This window comes from Pseudomonas sp. 32A (assembly GCF_052682255.1).
This window is the reverse complement of record NZ_JBQYLY010000001.1, coordinates 1,384,991-1,402,130: the sequence shown is the minus strand read 5'-3', so window position 1 is coordinate 1,402,130 and position 17,140 is coordinate 1,384,991. Positions and strand designations below refer to the sequence as shown.

Genomic DNA, 17,140 nt, shown 5'->3' with positions numbered 1-17,140 from the left:
GACGTCCTTATTCCGTTTTGCCTTGGCTGACACATTCGCCGCGTCGCCACAGGCTCCACTGGCCCGGTTCGTAGCGGGTCCAGGTCTCGTTTTCGGTCAGGGGTTCGGTGGCAATCACCGTCACCACATCATTAGGCGTGGTTTCGGCCTGAAAATCGACGATCACGTCGACATCTTTCAACCGCGCGGGGCCAAATGGCGCACGCCGGGTGATCTGTGCCAGTTTGGTCGAGCAATAGCAGAACAGCCAGTCACCGTCGCTGAGCAGGCAATTGAACACGCCCTTGCTGCGGTAGTCGCTGCAGGCGGCAATCAGGTCCGGCAGCACCTGTTCGATGTCTACCGGCTCCGGAAACGCTTCGCGGACACGGTTGAGCAAATCGCAGAACGCCGCTTCGCTGTCGGTATCGCCCACCGGCCGGTAGAACGTGGCGCGGGGGTTGAAGTCCGCCAGTTGACCGTTATGGGCGAAGCACCAGTTACGGCCCCACAGTTCACGCACGAACGGGTGGGTATTGGACAGGCACACCTTGCCCACATTGGCCTGGCGGATATGGCCAATCACCACTTCACTCTTGATGGGATAACGCTGCACCAGCAGCGCGACTTCCGATTCGCTGCTGGCCGCCGGGTCCTGGAACAACCGCAGGCCGCGACCTTCGTAGAAGGCGATGCCCCAACCGTCGCGGTGGGGGCCGGTCCGTCCGCCGCGCTGCATCAGCCCGGTAAAGCTGAACACGATATCGGTCGGTACGTTGGCACTCATGCCCAATAATTCACACATGCCAGGCTTCTCGATACAGGGCGTACAACGTTAAAGGCGCGGTTCTACCCGCATACCGCTGACAGGAGCCGGGCGACCGTAGCGCTCATCGGCGAAGGGTTCGTCGTCCTCCGGCTCGGCGGCAGCAGCTGCCGCAGCGGCGGCCTTCTGCTCACGGCGGGCCCTGGAGGCACGCTCGATGGGCCAGCGGATCAGCACAAACACCAGATACACGCCAAACGCGATCATGGAATACATGAACAGATCGGAAATCGCCCGCCAGGCGTTGTTGCCGACCTTGAGCACCAGGTCCAGGGCCGTGATGGCCACGGCCGGGGCGAACTGGGTCTTCACCGGGTCGACAATGGTCGGGCTGAACAGCAGCACCGCCATCAGCAACCGCAGCGGCTCGCGCAGCCAGCGCCACATCCAGCGGGTCATGGCAAACCACACCAGCAGGCAACCCAGGGCTGCGAAGGCGTAGAGGCCCCAAGCGATCAGATAGTCGTTCTCGGTCATGGTGTCCATGGCAAGGTAGGCAAACAGGCCGCTATGATAACGGCTTTTCAGTGCCGAGGCTGCAATGCCGTCGGCCAACCGCCAGACAGAGAGTGATCCATGCCCCCATCGACCCACATCACTGCCGCCCCGATCGCCCGCAAGGCCCCAGGCACCGACCCGTACGCCTGGCTGCAAGTGCGTGACAGCGCCGAGGTGCTCGATTACCTCAAGGCGGAAAATGCCTGGCAAGAAGCACAATTGTCCGACCAACAGGCACTGCGCGAAACCCTGTTCGAAGAGATCAAGGGCCGCATCCTCGAAACCGACCTGTCCCTGCCCTCGCCTTGGGGCCCGTACCTGTACTACACCCGCACCACCGCCGGTGACGAATATGCCCGCCACTACCGCTGCCCGCGCCCGGCGGATGACAGCCAACAGGTCGACGAAAGCGCGGAAGAGCTGCTGCTGGACCCGAACGTACTGGCCAATGGCGGCTTTTTCTCCCTCGGCGCCTTCAGCATCAGCCCCGATCACCAGCGCCTGGCCTACAGCCTGGACACCAACGGCGAAGAGATTTACACCCTCTACGTGAAGGAATTGGCCACCGGCAAGGTCAGCGAACTGGAGTTCGAAGACTGCGACGGCAGCATGACCTGGGCCAACGACAGCCTGACCCTGTTCTTCACTGAACTGGACGACACCCACCGCCCGCACAAACTGTATCGCTATCGCCTGGACGGCACCGCCGCCGAAGAAGTGTTCCACGAGCCCGACGGCCGTTTCTTCCTGCACTGCTACCGCTCAAGTTCCGAGCGCCAGTTGCTGCTGGCCCTGGGCAGCAAGACCACCAGCGAAATCTGGGCCCTGGATGCCGAGCAGCCGCAGCAGGCGTTTACCTGCATGGCACCACGGGTAGAAGGCCATGAATATGACGTCGACCACGGCAAGCTGGATGACCAGTGGACCTGGTTTATCCGCAGCAACCGCGACGGCATCAACTTCGCCCTGCTCCAGGCCGCCGACACCGGCAGCGTGCCGACCCAGGACGACTGGCAGAACCTGATCCCCCACGATGACGCAGTGATGCTGGATGGCGTGAGCCTCAACGCCCGGGCCATGACCCTGAGCCTGCGCATCGGTGGTTTGCCGATCATCGAAGTGCACCCACAAGGGCAGGCCGCTTATCGGGTGGAATTACCGGACGCGGCCTACAGCCTCTATGTGCAGAACAGTTTGGAATTTGTCAGCGACAAGATCCGCCTGCGTTATGAAGCCTTGAACCGCCCGGCCCAGGTCCGTCAGCTGGAACTGGCCAGCGGCGCACAGCAGGTGCTCAAGGAAACCCCGGTGCTGGGTGTGTTCAACGCCGACGACTACGTCAGCCAACGGTTGTGGGCGACGTCGGCCGATGGCACTCAGGTGCCGATCAGCCTTGTCGTCCGCCGCGACCAGTTGGGTAAGCCGACGCCGCTGTATCTGTATGGCTACGGCGCCTATGGCCAGAGCCTCGACCCGTGGTTCTCCCACGCACGCTTGAGCCTGCTGGACCGTGGCGTGGCTTTCGCCATTGCCCATGTGCGCGGCGGCGGCGAACTGGGCGAAGCCTGGTACCGCGCCGGCAAGCAGGAGCACAAGCAAAATACCTTCAGCGACTTTATCGCCTGCGCCGAACATTTGATCGCCCAGGGCCTGACCACCTCCAAACAACTGGCTATCAGCGGCGGCAGCGCCGGCGGCCTGTTGATCGGCGCGGTGCTCAATCAACGCCCGGAGCTGTTCCAGGCGGCGATTGCCGAAGTGCCGTTCGTCGACGTACTCAACACCATGCTCGACCCTGAATTGCCGCTGACCATCACCGAGTACGACGAATGGGGCAACCCTGAAGAGCCGGAGGTGTATGAGCGGATCAAGGCTTACGCGCCGTACGAAAACGTCAGCGCCCAGGCCTACCCGGCCATGCTGGTGATCGCCGGCTACAACGACAGCCGCGTGCAATATTGGGAAGCGGCCAAGTGGGTGGCCAAGCTGCGGGACACCAAGACCGACGACAACCTGTTGCTGCTCAAGACCGAACTGGGCGCAGGCCATGGCGGCATGAGTGGGCGTTATCAGGGATTACGTGACGTAGCACTCGAATATGCATTTGTTTTCAAGGCGCTGGGGCTGATTTAAGGAACTCCGCCTGGCGGGCGGGTCTGAACACCTGACCGCCGGGCGCGCCCTGCACGATTTATGGACAAAGACTGTAAGCCTCATGCCAGAACCGACCTTACTCAATAACGAAATCCGCGACATGCTGATGGATTGCGGCCTCTTCGACCCGTTGCTGCCGGAAGACTTCCACGTAGCGGCGGGCTATTTCAATATCAGCACCATCGCCCGTGATGAAGTGATATTCCTCGAGGGCGACGCCGGCACCTTCATGTGCATCATCCACTCAGGCCAGGTGGCGGTGCAGAAGACCAACCATGAAGGCCAGCGGGTGAACATCGCCACCTTGCGCAGTGGCCGGGCCTTCGGCGAGATGGCCGTGCTGGATGGCGAGCGCCGGTCCGCCAGCTGTGTGGCAGCCAGCGATTGCGTGCTGTTGAACCTGGGCAAGGATTCCCTGGAAAAAATGCTCAACGAGGCACCGAAAATCGCGGCCAAGATCATTCGTGCCATTGCTATCGCCCTGTCCAGGCGCCTGCGCATGGCGGACGGGCAATTGCTGTCCCAGCAGTTTTAACCGCCTGGGGTCTTGGGCTTGATGTCGTTCTGCTGCAAGCCCGGGATCGTCTGGTCCTTGGGCGGCGTGGGCAGCACGATAGGCGCCAACAACGGTTCACCACTGCCGGCCGCCTTTGGCGTCGCCGGTGGCGTGACTTGCGGGTACGGTGTGGGCGTTGCAGTACCCGGCGAACCCGCTGTGGGCGCGGGGGTAATCGGTACGGTTTGCGACTCCTGAGCCTGGGCCACACCGCCAAGGGCGAGCGCGCTCCACACAATGACCGTTAGAATGCTGCACTTCATCGATGGCTCCATGGCCTGACCGTAAAGTCGTAAGGCTACTCCCAACCGCGCAAGAATGCCCTTCCCAATGAGATTTCCATGAAACGTTTCGTTCTGCTGGACACCACTCCGATCCCCGACAACGGCGGTGCCTTGTGCCTGTTCGAATACGGTGAGGATTTTGTCATCAAGATTCAGGGCGGTGACGGTGGCCAGTTGATGAACACGCGCATGCACGGTTCCGAGGATGCGCTGGCAGAGATTCCGTGCCGCAAAGTCGCCGGTCGGCCCGGCTCCAAGGTATTGATTGGCGGCCTGGGCATGGGCTTTACCCTCGCGGCGGCGCTCAAGCATTTGGGCAAGACTGCCGAAGTGGTGGTCGCCGAGCTGGTGCCCGGCGTAGTGGAATGGAATCGCGGGCCGCTGGGAGAAAAGTCCGGCCGCCCGCTGCTGGACCCGCGCACCGTGATCCGCCTGGAAGACGTGGCCAAGGTGCTGCAGGCCGAGCCCCAGGGGTTTGACGCGATCATGCTGGACGTGGACAACGGCCCCGAAGGCCTGACGCAAAAAGCCAACAGCTGGCTGTATTCCGCTGGCGGCCTCAGCGCCTGCGCCAAGGCCCTGCGGCCCAAGGGCGTACTGGCCGTGTGGTCGGCCAGCGCCGACAAGCAGTTCAGCGACAAGCTGCGCAAGGCCGGCTTCAAGGCCGAGGAAGTGCAGGTGTTCGCCCATGGCAACAAGGGCACGCGGCATACCATCTGGATTGCCGAGAAGCTCAAGGGCTGAAACGGCCGCCTGACAGAGGCGGCACGAGGCCGCCCCTGCCCAATCGTCAACTACTTGCCTCTACTGTCGATAACGTAGGGCACTTTCTTTTCGAACGTATTGTTTAGCTCTTTGCGATTAAGCGTGGTGAAACCGCCCAGTTGCCCGGCACTGAAACCGCTGTCCCCTACCGGCACATCGGGCGCCAGGCTGACCATGCGCGTAGCTAACGCCTCGATAGCTTTTTCATACCCGCCTCGCTTGTTCAGGTTGAAAGCATTCAGATCAATCTGCGTGCGTAACCAGCCGCCCCAATAAAACTCCAGGAATTCCGGCACCACCGCACCGGAGGTCGGTTTGCCGTAGGAAGCCTTGCGGGAGAAATACACCAGGCTGCGGAACCTATCGTCGCCGAGGCTCTTGAAACCCAAGTGCGCCGGAATCTGCTCAGGGGTGATGGCTTTGCCCTGGCCGTCCTTGAGCCAGACCTTGCGGTCCTGCTCCATGCGCTTCCAGAACGTAGCCAGGTCCGGGCTATCGCTGAAGTTATCAGTAACCCGCACCCACATTTTCAGTTTGGCGCCGGCCCCTGGCTGCTCCCACAACGTGCTGAACGAATGGTGGCCGTCAGTGAGGTACAACTGGCCAGCGGGGCCGACCACCACGGTTTTCATGTCCGCCAGGTGAGTACCCACCGGGTCTTTGCAGGTAAAGCTGCCTGGTTTATGCAGGTCGGCATCTTTAGGCACCTTGCCGGCTTCGCCCTGGCCATTGGTTTCACAGTATTCGTCGAACACCTTCTTGGGGGATTCGGCAAACACCCCCAGCTTGTAATGGATCTGATCAAAGCCGATCACCGCCTGGGTCGGATGGAGCTGCTCCAGTGCCACATCAATCACCTGGCCCGGCTGGGGCGTGGAAAACGCCTGGGTTTGAACGCTGACGGCGAATAACAGCAACGCCCACCATCCTGTATGCATCCGCATGAGTACCGCTCCTTATGAATTCAGTTCACCGATACTACAAACAATCCCCCAACACCTGCTTGTACTGCCGCTGAAAAAGCCAGAGGTTTATTGCCCCGCAAGCAGCTAGAATCAACGCTATCCGTGATCCACTAAAAGACAGGAGCCATGATGAGCTCGACCAACCCGCCCTCCCACACCGCCAAGCTGGACCGCATCCTCGCCGATGCCCAGCGCGACCGGGAAATGGGCTACCGCGACAAAGCCCTGAAGATGTACCCCCACGTGTGCGGCCGCTGCGCCCGTGAATTCGCCGGCAAGCGCCTGAGCGAACTGACCGTGCACCACCGCAACCACAACCATGACGACAACCCCCAAGACGGCTCCAACTGGGAGTTGCTGTGCCTGTATTGCCACGACAACGAACACTCGCGCTATACCGACCAGCAGTATTTCGGCGAAGGCTCCACCAGCAGCCCGACGATTGCCAAGGCGACGCACAACCCGTTTGCGGCGTTGGCCGGGTTGATGAAGAAAGACGACTGAAGCGATGTAATGAACGACCTGCTGTGGCGAGGGAGCTTGCTCCCGCTGGAGTGCGAAGCGCTCCCAAAAAACCTGGGGCCGCTACGCAGCCCAGCGGGAGCAAGCTCCCTCGCCACAGCAAGCTCCCTCGCCACAGTGTTGCAACACGTGCCGTTCAAACTGACCGCCTTTCGAGCAATCCCCGTATAATCGCCGCTTTTCTCGAAGGCACCCTTTCCCGTGGGCAATAAACGCTACAGTTGCATCGGTCTGTACAACCCCAAATCCCCCGAAAACGTTGGTTCGGTGATGCGCGCCGCCGGCTGCTACGGCGTGGCCTCGGTGTTCTACACCGGCAAGCGCTATGAGCGGGCCCGGGACTTTATTACCGACACCAAGAAGGTCCACCACGACATTCCGCTGATCGGTATCGACGACCTGAAAAAGATCCTGCCCCTGGGCTGCATCCCCGTCGCCGTCGAGCTGGTGGAAGGCGCCCGCCCTCTCCCCGAGTACACCCACCCCGACCGTGCACTGTATATCTTCGGCCCGGAAGACGGCTCCCTCGACAAGGAGATTCGCGACTGGTGTGAAGACGTGATCTACATCCCGACCACCGGTTGCATGAACCTCGCCGCCACCGTCAACGTAGTGCTTTACGACCGTCTGGCCAAGGGCAACAACACCCGTTCGGGCCCCAAATACTGATTTTTTGGGAACATCCGCGGCCTGTGTGCAGTCAGCTGCATATCAATCAGCCCTTGTTGGAGACAGATCATGAGCGACAGCAAAACCCTGCGACCCGTTATCCGGTCCACGCCGTTCGAGCGCCAGCCCACGCAAAACGTCCAGGGCTGGGAACGCATCGGCTCCCTGGCCGGCGGTGTGGTGATGATGGGCAAAGGCCTGCGCCGTGGCGGCTTTTTCGGTTTGATCCAGGTAGCGATTGGCGGCGTGGCGCTGGCACGCGGGATCAGCGGGCATAGCTCGGCGAAAGAGTTGTTGGAGCGCAGCCGCCAGGAAATGAACAGCGTGCGGACCAAGATCGAACGCGCCGGTGAGGAACTGAAAAACCTCAAGACCAAGGCGGAAGTGGCGGCTGAAAACGCCAGCAAAACTGTGGGTTAACCCCGATCAAATGTGGGAGCGGGCTTGCTCGCGAAAGCGCAGTGTCAGTCACTGAATGTGTTTCTGATACAGCGCTTTCGCGAGCAAGCCCGCTCCCACCTTGGTTTCAGTGCAGCAGTTTGGTATCGAGTACTACCGACGACTCGCCGATGATGCTTTCCCCCAGCTGCACGAATTCCTTTGTGCTGATGCTGTTCAAGCGCATCACCGCCTGGGTCAAATCATCCAGCGAACGCTTGTTGTGGGTTTTCACACGAATCTCGCGGTCCAGCTCCTGCAACAGCACCACCGCCCGTGACACCGTCTCGCCGTTGGCGTGCTCGACCCGCAGGGTGGTTACGTCCTTGCCTTCCTTGGCCAGCCGGGCCTGTATGGCGGCGTAACGATCGTCACTGATGCCGCCAGCACGGCGCATCAGTTCGATGGCGTAATACTGCGCCAAGCCTTCGCTGATCCAATCGCTGCCCTGCTGGTCGTTGAAGCGACCGATGGCCTGCACCACTTCACGGATCAATGGGCTGCTGCCGTTTTCGCTGACCAGCGGCGTACGGCTGTTGAGGTAGATCGAGTCCCGCGCCGAGTATGCACCGTGGCGCATCGGGTCACTGGCGCCCACCACCAGGAGTTTCGCCGGGTGCCGCGGGAATGCCGCTTGCACTTGCGGCCAGACAAACGTCAGCAAGGTCAGCACATCCATGCGATGCATGCCCTGCCCTTTGGGCGACGCCACGGTGATTTCGGTTTCCCCCAGGCGCATCCTGCGGCTGCCCAACGTACCTGCGAGCATCCAGCCGGTGGGCCGGTCAAACAGGCGGGACACGTTATCAATGCGGAATTTGTTCTTGCCGATGCGCGGCCAGGACGTCTCGACGCTCTTCCAGCCGGCAGGCAGTTCAAACACCAGGCGCGACACCAGTTCAACGCCGTCCTGCTGATCCAGGCGCGCGGTGGGCACCAGGTCTTCGCCACGAAACAGCGCCCAGCTCGGGGTCATGCGTGCTTCGTAAACGCCCTTCTTGCGGGCATGGGTCAGGCGAACACGGTAGGTCAGGCTGGCCTTGTCGGCACTGGGTTGCCACAGGCCACGGCTGGCGCCCGACGTATTGCCCGGCAACACTTGCCACTGGCCATCGGCCTTGAAGTCGCTGTAGTCGCCGTCGCGGCCCAGGTCGAAGTTGAGGCTGCGCACCGCCGAGCCCTGGGACAGGCTCACGCGTACCTCTGCCTGATCAGTTTGGGGCAGCAGCTTGACGTGGTAGTCCAGGTCGACTTTCTTCGCCCAAGCCGACGTACTCAATGCCAACAACAGCAGGCTTGCCGCCAGCCTGGCTCCAACCGTCATACACACTCCTTTTCAGCCTGCGCGAAAAATCAGGTAATCCTCCCAGTCGTCCTCGGGCACGCTGCCTTCGCTGAGCATGCGCCCGGACTGGGAAATGCGTTCCTGGTGCACGGCGTCGCGATCGCCGCAGACCAGGTGGTGCCACAACGGCAAGTCCTTGCGCTCACTCACCAGCCGGTAACCACACGTGGGGGGCAGCCATTTGAACTGGTCGGCCTGGCCCGGAGTGAGCTGGATGCAATCGGGCACCGAGTCGCGACGGTTGGGGTAATCGGTGCACTGGCAGGTTTTCAGGTCCAGCAGTTTGCAGGCGATACGCGTGTAGTAGACGCTGTTGTCGTCTTCATCCTCGAGCTTTTGCAGGCAGCACAGGCCGCAGCCATCGCACAACGACTCCCACTCATCCTGGTCGAGTTGTTCGAGGGTTTTGCGGATCCAGAAAGGTTCGACTTTGGCGGCCATGGCTCTACATCAATATCGGTATGTTAAAAGGCCGCCAGTCTAGTGCCCATGGCTCCCGGGGCCAAGCGCTTACGACTGTCGGTAGAACAAGACTTGTCAGCCACCCGGCGGCGAAGTAGTTTTGAACACCGGTTTTTCATCAGGATCAGCCCAATGAGCAGCAACCCTCGCGTCGCCGACTACCCGATCCACCCACAATTTACCGACCGCTGGTCGCCGCGCGCCTTCACCGGCGAAAGCATCCCGGTGGACACCCTGTTGAGCTTCTTCGAAGCCGCGCGCTGGTCACCTTCGGCGTACAACTCGCAGCCGTGGCGGTTTCTCTACGCCCGTCGTGACACGCCGAACTGGGAGCGTTTCCTGGGCCTGCTGAACGAATTCAACCGTGGCTGGGCGCAGCATGCCTCGGCCCTGGTGATCGTCGCGTCGAAGACGACCTTCACCGTCCCCGGCGCCACCGAAGAAACCCCGGCGCTGTGGCACACCTTTGACACCGGCTCGGCGTGGGGCCACCTGGCGCTGCAAGCCAGCCTCAGCGGCTGGCACACCCACGGCATGGCCGGCTTCGACCAGGAACTGACCCGCAAGGAACTGAAGATTCCTGAAGGTTACGCCCTGCACGCTGCGGTGGCGATTGGCAAGCTCGGCGACAAATCGACCCTGGCCGACTACCTGCAAGCCCGGGAAACCCCGAGCCCGCGTCGTCCATTGAACGAGCTGGTGTCCGAAGGCGACTTCAATCACCAGGACTGAGCACGCTCTGACAGCCGTTGATGGTCACTTCAAAACCCTGCTGCTGCGATCACAGCAGGGTACACCCACCACAAGTTTAGCTACGCCTTGGCGATCAGCGCGTAATAGGCCCTGCGCAGCTCGTCTCTATCACGCTTGTACAAACTGGCGAGAAACGGTGTCATGTCTTCAAGCCCGTTTGCGTTCAAGTCCACTGGATAAATTTTATTATCCTTCGCCGAATACAGGAAATTTCTCAGTTGCAGATCGTTGTGGTAAAGATTTTTCTGTTCCATGAGCCGAAATGCGTCATCCAGTAAAAGCCGCGCCTCTGGGGGCAAACTTCCCCTCGCCAGGGTATTAACATCCACTCCGTCCAGTTTGCCCATCTTCAAATAACGACGACCATTCTCAAATATCGTCGTTGCAAAGCCGTCACCGTAATAGCTGTTCAGGCACAGGGTCTCGTTATCGACAACGTCGTCGGCAGCCGTCATGGATGAAGGGCCATAGTCCTTATAAACACTTTTCCCGTCGAGACTTTCGTAGATCGTCCCCTCACCGCCTCCGCCAATTTTCGAGCCCAGGTCTGATGCCACCGAAGGCGGGGTGCCGCCGCGGGCACCCAGGCGCTGCCATTGATCCCCCTGAAGGTGCTGCACCAGCAGCGGCGTTTGCCGGTTATTGTGATAAATCCGTGCCTGCACGGCACCGTCGGCGGTGCGAGTCACTTGGCGCACTTCGTAGACCGCCGTGTTGCCGGCGGTATCGGTATGGCGGATATGAGACACGTGACCGTCTGCCGCCGTATAGATCCCCTGACTGTTGCGCGCAAGCCCGGCAATTTTCGATTCAGCCACGCTGTAGTCGTCAAACAACCGGTTGTTCAGGGCGCCGCCCGACTCGGCAGGCGTCGTGATAATCGCGCCATCCATCGCACTCGTTTTTGCGGTGAAACCTTCAAGAGGGCTGCCGTACGGCCGCACCCTGTCCACATCAAACGCATACCATCGACCGTTCTGGAGTACCGCACCTCCATCAACGTTTTGCCCGGCGACCTTGAAACTACCCGTCGCCGCTGCGTCATAGTGTTTGCTGGCCGCTTTCAACAGGTCGTAGCTGCCGCTCGCGCCCTTGAGCTTGTTGACCACCTCTGAACCCGTCGCGCGTACAAAGCTGGCGCCTTTGCCCAGCAGCCGGGCACTGCCAGCGACCAGATCGCTGAAGCCATCCAACGGGTTGAATGCCTGAATGGCAGCCACACCGATGACTTTTGCCACTTGAATGGCCTTGGCGGCAGCGCCGGCGACCTTGGCCCCAGCCTTCGTCACCTTCGCCGCCACACCCGCGCCCGCCGTGACGAAACCAAAGACATCCAGCGCCAGGTCACTGGCACCTTCCAGGTGGTTGCCCTTGGAAAAGTTCGCAATGGCTGACCTAAGCGGAATCAGGTCGAGAAAAAAGTTGGTGACGTTCCACTCGGTTGCCATTTGTTTATCGAACGAGGTCACGCCCCGGGCATAACCCCTGATGTCATCACTATCAAGATCGAGGTGCTCAACAAAAGCGTCGGCGATGTGCTGCGTTCGCGTACTGGAAAAACTGACGGGTGGCGTCGATAAGCCCTCCTGGTTTTTCGGTCCAAAGGCAGCCTCACTCACGGTCTTGGGTTTAAAGGGCTCCGTCTTGAACATTTTGTTGGCTTGCCGCTCCCGCTTTGTTGTTAATTCAGAGGCAGGCACGGCCTTGATTACACCTGCTTTCAAGTCAATTTCATAAACGGTGTCGCTATTTCTTCCGGTCGCCTTGACCCACAACTTATTGTCCGCCCCCCCTTTTTTTTTGGAGGTGAAGTCGAGGCCAAGTTCATAGGTGTTTTTCTGAAAAAACTCGAGTTTTCCAAACTCCAGATTTTCTCTGTCGGCCAATGGAAGTGTTGCGACAAGGTGCTTGACGGCGCTGCGAACCCCTTGCTTGCGAGAGGTGATCGCTTGTTCGAACTGTTCGTTGAAGACTTTGTTCACGCTGAACTCAAGGCTCTTGCCTTTGATCGCCTCGGCAATGTGCGGGTCCCTGGTGTCCCATGTGTATTGGCCAAGTCCGCTCATGGCGATGTCCAACAACGAGTAAAGCCCGGCGGGTGCCCGGTTCGGATCGTAAAGCGGTTGGGCTGAGGGTTGTTTCGATTCAACGACCTTCAGTCGTTTATCTTCAAAGGGTACGTGCTCGCCAAACCGCTCTTTCAGGTGGGCCAGCGCAATGTCCTTACGGCTCGGAATATCGGCTTCCAATAAGCCGGTAGCGGCAAGCGTCGACTTCAGTTGTGCGTTGAATGCCGTCCTTGCACGGTCTATCTCGACGTCGCTGTAACTATCACTGGGCTGCCGAGTGACAATCCCGTTGGCCACGGCCCAGTCCACCAGTGCCGCCTTCTGTGCGTGTTCGGCGGCCGCTCGATTCGTCACGATCGCGTTTTCAGCGCTGGACATGACCTGGGCAAAGGTCATGTGCGCCACCTTCCCGGGGAACTGTGCTTCTATGGCCGCGGCTGCGACCGCGAGGCTTACCCAGGCCGGGCTGCCGTAAGTCACGCGGTCGGGAATGTCCTTGATCAAAAACTCGGGCGCCTTTCGTGTCAGTAACAAATAGGCGCCGGCCTTGGCCATCTCGGGACTGGTCTTGTGATTTTCGTGCAGGTAAGTGCTCAGGCGCTCGAGCACTGTCGAAGCCGGCCTGCCCCAGTGGGCGTGTTGCGCGAGGTCGAAACCTGCCACACGGTTTCGGTGCGGCGCCGTAATGGACTCGGGATCCAGCAGCAGGTGGATTGCGCTCAGTGCGTATTCGTTCACGCTGGCGTCGGTGGCGACGCCCCCGAGCTGATCCCGGATGGCTTGCCCCAGTGCCTGCCCGCGGGTGGAGCTGACGAGGGTTTCGAGTGCCTTGGCAGGATCAGTCAATGCCTCGCCCGACAACGGCTGGTTCGCGTTCAGATATTCCAGTACACCCACGCTTGCGCCGATGTGCGGTGCATTGGGGTTCTGGCTGCCATGGTCGGTAGCCGCCGCCAGCACCCTGCGCTGTTCACCGGCGCTCATGGGAACAGGCCAGGACAACCCGCCGCCAAAATTGCCGAGCGGATGCTCCAGTGCCCTGTCACTCACCGCATGGGCATGACCGGTCAGTTGAAAATGATTGGTGGGCAACCCCAAGCCGATACTTCTGAGAAAGGCCTCTACCGTCGCCGCTTTACCCGCCTGGATCGGGTAGGACGAGTCGGGGTGTATTTGCATCGGTGTCGTTTGCAGCGCAGCCAGCACCGCTTGAGGGCTGGCATTCACGCCAAGGCGGCTGGCGATTGCGTTGAGCTTCTGGCCCAGTGTCCGCAGATTCTCGCGGTCGCCCAACGCCGCGGTGAGACCGGATTGCCGGGGAACTGGGGCGCGGGCTTGCGTGTTGAAATCGGTCGCGGCACCCAGAGCAGAGGGCAATAGAGGGACCGCCGCCGGCTCGGTAGAAAGCAGGGAAAGTTGCGGAGTGACCCGTGGAGGGAGAGACACAGTGCCAGCATTCAACATGAGAATGTACCCATCTAAAGAGGGGTACGAGACTCACATACGACCTGTAAAACCGACACCTGATTAGTGTTTGCAGAAATTTGTAAGCGCCCGACAACATGCGTTGCCGGGCCGTCGCGCTATCAGTAACCGCGCTCGAAACTCACTTCACCGCGCAATGCTTCCTGCGCCTGGTACGCCCGCAAATTCTCGACAAACAACCGCACCATCATCCCCGGCGAAGTCGGCGCCGAGCTGTGCCCGGTCAGCAGCAACCCCCAGGCGGTCCAGAACGGATGGCGCTGGGGCAATGGCTCCTGACGGCAAACGTCAATCACCGCCCCGGCCAGATGGCCTTCTTTCAACGCTTCCACCAGGTCCGCATCGACCACCGCCACACCGCGCCCGACGTTGATAAACAACCCGGTCGGCTTGAATTGCTTGAACAGCGCAGCATTGTACAAATCATGGGTGTTCGGTGTGTTGGGCAGCAGGTTGACCACGTAGTCCACCTCGCCCACCAGGCGCGGCAACTGTTCCAGACCGGCGACTTCGATAAACGGCGCCTGCTCACGGGCTTCGCTGGCGATGCCATACAACTCAACACCAAACGGCAGCAGGAATTGCGCGACGCTACGGCCGATATCACCGGTACCGACGATCAGCACCTTGCGCCCCGCCAGGCTCTGACCCATGCGGTTATCCCACTTGCGCTCGACCTGGCTGACCAGGCGTGCCAGCACTTCACGCTCATGACCGAGCATGTAGGTCAGCACGTATTCGGCCATCACCTGGCCAAAAATGCCTACGGCGCGGGTCAGGCGATAATCCCGGGGCAGGCCTTCGGCCAGCAGCGGCGTGATGCCCGCCCAGGTCGACTGCAACCATTGTGGCTGATGGCCCTGGCGCAACAAGGTGGCCAGGAGGTCCGGCTGGCCCAGCCACACCGGGCAGTCGGCCGCCAGGCGCGACAATTCAGCGGAGTCGCCGCTGGTCATGACCTCAAGGTCCGGCGCCGCTTCGCGCAGCAGCCGGGCGTACAGCGGGTGATCGTGTTCAGCAATCAGAACGCGCATGGTTCAAACCTTTCAAAAACACTGCAGGCGGCCGCCGGCGCAGTTCACTGTCCGTTGCGGCCACCGCCAAAAATTGAATTCCATAGATGATGTGCCCCGGACGGGCACTGACCGATCACATCGGGTCATTACGTCGCAGCAGCTCTTCGGGCAAGTGTTCGATGTACTCGTCCTCGGCCGGCGGCATTTGCAGGTGGTAACCCTGCTTTTCGAGGTTCTCCAGAACCACGGTGATGTCCTCGCGGGACAGCTTGCGCTCCGGGCTCAGCACCAGGTCAAAGGCGTGGTGCGGCTTGCCGAAAGCGGCCAGCAGACTTTCCGGCACGCGCTCCAGTGCATCGCTTTTCAGCACATAGAGGTACATCTCGTTTCGTTTGAGGCTGCGATAGATGGAGCAGATACGTTTCAAGGCTGTTCTCCGGCAGTGGCCAGGCTGTCCAGCAGCGCCTGGCCCATCAATTCGCGGCGCCAGCCACGCAGCGAATCTGGCAATTGGTATGGCCCCTCGGGGTAGCCGCTCTTGACCAGGGCTTCGAGGGTTTTCTTGCGCAGCATCAGTTCCGGCGCCATGTCCAGGCGTTCAGCCTCGGCCTGGCCCAGGGCGCGCAGTTGCTTGATCAGCGTGGCGGCGTCCACCGGCAATGGCTCGGCAACCGCCGGTGGCCACTGGTCCATGGGCACGCTGCCGGCACGCTTGATCAGGCCCAGCAGGAACTCGCCGTCCTGGCGCACGGTGCGTGGGTGCATGTCTTCGATCTTGCCCAGCGCGGCGAGGTTATCCGGCTGGGATTTGGCCAGGGGCCATAACGAGTGTTCACGAATGATCCGGTTACGCGGCAAGTCCCGGGCACGGGCTTGCTGCTCGCGCCAGGCGCACAGCTCGCGCAGTACCGCGAGCTGGGCACGGGACAGTTTCCAGGCCAGCTTGGCATCGCGGTAGACCTCGTACGGGTCGACTTCGCGGCGCAGGTTGGCCACCAACTCGGCACCGTCTTCCAGGACCCAGGCGTATTTGTCGTCGGAAAGCTTCGGGCGCAGGCGTGTGTAGACTTCCGCCAGGTGCACCGCGTCTTCGGCGGCGTAGCTGATTTGCGTCTCGGACAATGGCCGCTGCAGCCAGTCCGAACGGGTTTCACCCTTGGGCAGGTCGATATCGAGGACAGCTTGCACCAACCGCGAATAGCCCATGGAAAAACCGAGGTTCAAATACGCCGCCGCCAGTTGGGTGTCGAACAACGGCACCGGCAAGCTGCCGGTCAGGCGCAGCAACACTTCCAGGTCTTCGCTGCAGGCGTGCACCACCTTGATCACCGCCGGGTTTTCCAGCAAGGCGGCCAAGGGTTGCCAATTGTCGATGGTCAGGGGGTCGATCAGATAAGCGCGAACGCCATCACCGATCTGGATCAGCCCGGCAATGGGATAAAAGGTGTCGACCCGCATGAATTCGGTGTCGAGGGCGACGAATGGCAACTGCTGCCATTCGGCGCAGTGCTGGCCGAGGCTATCGTTGTCGCAGATCCAGTGAATATCGATGGCCACACGGCTCTCCCTTGAAGAATGGCGCGCAGTATATATCGCGAAAGGGAGTTGCGAGCATTCGCAGTACAGCATCCGCCATGAAAACTCTTACAGGAGTTGAAGAATAGTCCGACAGCCGGTACTTATCCTCTCTTGCGCAGGACATAGACCCGCCACAGGGTCGAACCGGGCAGAAATTCCTGTTGAGTGAGGACCTTGAAACCAGCCTGGCGAAACTCCGCTTCCACCTGCGTTCGATGGCTGGCAACTGCCGCCAATGGGGGCTGCACAGCCCGGTAGCCGCTGTCACTGTTGACCGAGACGATCACCGTGTCGCGACTCACCCGGTGAAATTCACCGAGCAGGGCCAGGCGCCCTTCAGCCGTCGGCACATGACGAAACAACTCCATGCAAAAAATGCAGTCCACCGCGTTGGCCGACAGGCCGATGGAAAACGCCGAGCCCTGGAAAGTCTTGATCCGCTTGAGCAAGGCAGGCCCGTGGTGAGTCCGGGCGTGATCAAGCATGTCCTGGGAGTTGTCCGACGCGAGGATCACCCGATTGCTGTGCTCGGCCAGTACCGGCCAAAAGCGCCCCGTGCCGCACGCCAGGTCAAGAATCAACCCCGGCTCGCCGGCGATTTTCAGCGCACGGCGCACCACCTGCTCATCGCGCCAAAACCCCAGACGCCGCAGCAAACCCGGAGGGCGCGTGTCGGCGCAGACCCGGGCATGCTCCTGGCCTGCGCGTTCGGCAAATTCAATCTCGATGGAAGACGGCGGTTGCGACGGCATCACTCGACTCTGTTAATGGACCAG

18 protein-coding genes are annotated in these 17,140 nt (G+C 60.8%); 7 read left to right on the top strand and 11 right to left on the bottom strand.

Annotated features, from left to right (window positions below):
* Nucleotides 1-7: 7 nt before the first annotated feature.
* A complete protein-coding gene (locus ACUN0G_RS06425; RefSeq protein WP_258344225.1) occupies nt 8-784 on the bottom strand; it encodes a class II glutamine amidotransferase in 777 nt (258 codons plus the stop codon).
* Nucleotides 785-814: 30 nt separating this feature from the next.
* Nucleotides 815-1,291: an MFS transporter gene (locus tag ACUN0G_RS06420; protein WP_421525929.1), complete on the bottom strand. Its 477-nt coding sequence runs from the start codon at nt 1,289-1,291 to the stop codon at nt 815-817.
* A gap of 90 nt (nt 1,292-1,381) precedes the next feature.
* Between ACUN0G_RS06420 and ACUN0G_RS06415 the strand changes: the two genes are divergently transcribed.
* Nucleotides 1,382-3,436, top strand: a complete 2,055-nt coding sequence (locus ACUN0G_RS06415; protein WP_445572938.1) for a S9 family peptidase — start codon at nt 1,382-1,384, stop codon at nt 3,434-3,436.
* 82 nt (nt 3,437-3,518) lie between these two features.
* A complete protein-coding gene (locus ACUN0G_RS06410) occupies nt 3,519-3,992 on the top strand; it encodes a cyclic nucleotide-binding domain-containing protein (protein ID WP_421552381.1) in 474 nt (157 codons plus the stop codon).
* Here the strand turns inward: ACUN0G_RS06410 and ACUN0G_RS06405 are convergent.
* Nucleotides 3,989-4,276, bottom strand: coding sequence for a hypothetical protein (locus ACUN0G_RS06405; protein WP_017479183.1), 288 nt, complete (start codon nt 4,274-4,276; stop codon nt 3,989-3,991). The two genes, ACUN0G_RS06410 and ACUN0G_RS06405, sit on opposite strands and share 4 nt — an antisense overlap.
* Before the next feature lie 78 nt (nt 4,277-4,354).
* Here ACUN0G_RS06405 and ACUN0G_RS06400 point away from each other — a divergent pair, with 78 nt between their 5' ends.
* Entirely contained in the window at nt 4,355-5,041 is a 687-nt protein-coding gene (locus tag ACUN0G_RS06400) for a spermidine synthase (RefSeq protein WP_445572937.1), read from the top strand.
* A gap of 50 nt (nt 5,042-5,091) precedes the next feature.
* On the opposite strand, the gene ACUN0G_RS06395 is transcribed toward ACUN0G_RS06400, so the two are convergent.
* Nucleotides 5,092-6,006, bottom strand: coding sequence for a ParB/Srx family N-terminal domain-containing protein (locus tag ACUN0G_RS06395; protein ID WP_445572936.1), 915 nt, complete (start codon nt 6,004-6,006; stop codon nt 5,092-5,094).
* Nucleotides 6,007-6,156: 150 nt separating this feature from the next.
* Between ACUN0G_RS06395 and ACUN0G_RS06390 the strand changes: the two genes are divergently transcribed.
* The 3 genes from ACUN0G_RS06390 to ACUN0G_RS06380 all read left to right on the top strand — a co-directional run bounded on the left by ACUN0G_RS06390 (nt 6,157) and on the right by ACUN0G_RS06380 (nt 7,638).
* A complete protein-coding gene (locus tag ACUN0G_RS06390; protein WP_003210675.1) occupies nt 6,157-6,531 on the top strand; it encodes a YajD family HNH nuclease in 375 nt (124 codons plus the stop codon).
* Between the two features lie 219 nt (nt 6,532-6,750).
* A complete protein-coding gene (locus tag ACUN0G_RS06385; protein WP_003210674.1) occupies nt 6,751-7,218 on the top strand; it encodes an RNA methyltransferase in 468 nt (155 codons plus the stop codon).
* A gap of 69 nt (nt 7,219-7,287) precedes the next feature.
* On the top strand, nt 7,288-7,638 hold the full coding sequence (locus ACUN0G_RS06380; protein WP_258344219.1) for a YgaP family membrane protein: 351 nt from the start codon (nt 7,288-7,290) through the stop codon (nt 7,636-7,638).
* Nucleotides 7,639-7,744: 106 nt separating this feature from the next.
* On the opposite strand, the gene ACUN0G_RS06375 is transcribed toward ACUN0G_RS06380, so the two are convergent.
* Nucleotides 7,745-8,980, bottom strand: a complete 1,236-nt coding sequence (locus ACUN0G_RS06375; protein WP_445572935.1) for a hypothetical protein — start codon at nt 8,978-8,980, stop codon at nt 7,745-7,747.
* Between the two features lie 12 nt (nt 8,981-8,992).
* Entirely contained in the window at nt 8,993-9,442 is a 450-nt protein-coding gene (locus ACUN0G_RS06370; RefSeq protein WP_010176530.1) for a YcgN family cysteine cluster protein, read from the bottom strand.
* Nucleotides 9,443-9,595: 153 nt separating this feature from the next.
* On the opposite strand from ACUN0G_RS06370, the gene ACUN0G_RS06365 reads away from it, so the two are divergent.
* Nucleotides 9,596-10,195 carry a nitroreductase family protein gene (locus ACUN0G_RS06365; RefSeq protein ID WP_421552385.1) on the top strand — a complete coding sequence of 200 codons (600 nt, stop codon included), beginning with the start codon at nt 9,596-9,598 and terminating at the stop codon, nt 10,193-10,195.
* A gap of 80 nt (nt 10,196-10,275) precedes the next feature.
* On the opposite strand, the gene ACUN0G_RS06360 is transcribed toward ACUN0G_RS06365, so the two are convergent.
* From ACUN0G_RS06360 to ACUN0G_RS06340, 5 genes are all read right to left on the bottom strand, one after another.
* On the bottom strand, nt 10,276-13,749 hold the full coding sequence (locus ACUN0G_RS06360) for an OspG family effector kinase (RefSeq protein ID WP_445572934.1): 3,474 nt from the start codon (nt 13,747-13,749) through the stop codon (nt 10,276-10,278).
* A gap of 122 nt (nt 13,750-13,871) precedes the next feature.
* Nucleotides 13,872-14,804 carry a D-2-hydroxyacid dehydrogenase gene (locus tag ACUN0G_RS06355; RefSeq protein WP_445572933.1) on the bottom strand — a complete coding sequence of 311 codons (933 nt, stop codon included), beginning with the start codon at nt 14,802-14,804 and terminating at the stop codon, nt 13,872-13,874.
* Between the two features lie 115 nt (nt 14,805-14,919).
* Entirely contained in the window at nt 14,920-15,213 is a 294-nt protein-coding gene (locus tag ACUN0G_RS06350) for a YcgL domain-containing protein (RefSeq protein ID WP_003210667.1), read from the bottom strand.
* Nucleotides 15,210-16,343: a ribonuclease D gene (rnd, locus tag ACUN0G_RS06345; RefSeq protein ID WP_063032544.1), complete on the bottom strand. Its 1,134-nt coding sequence runs from the start codon at nt 16,341-16,343 to the stop codon at nt 15,210-15,212. Before rnd ends, ACUN0G_RS06350 begins: the two co-directional genes overlap by 4 nt.
* A 122-nt stretch (nt 16,344-16,465) precedes the next feature.
* Entirely contained in the window at nt 16,466-17,116 is a 651-nt protein-coding gene (locus tag ACUN0G_RS06340) for a class I SAM-dependent methyltransferase (protein WP_445572932.1), read from the bottom strand.
* Nucleotides 17,117-17,140: the final 24 nt, after the last annotated feature.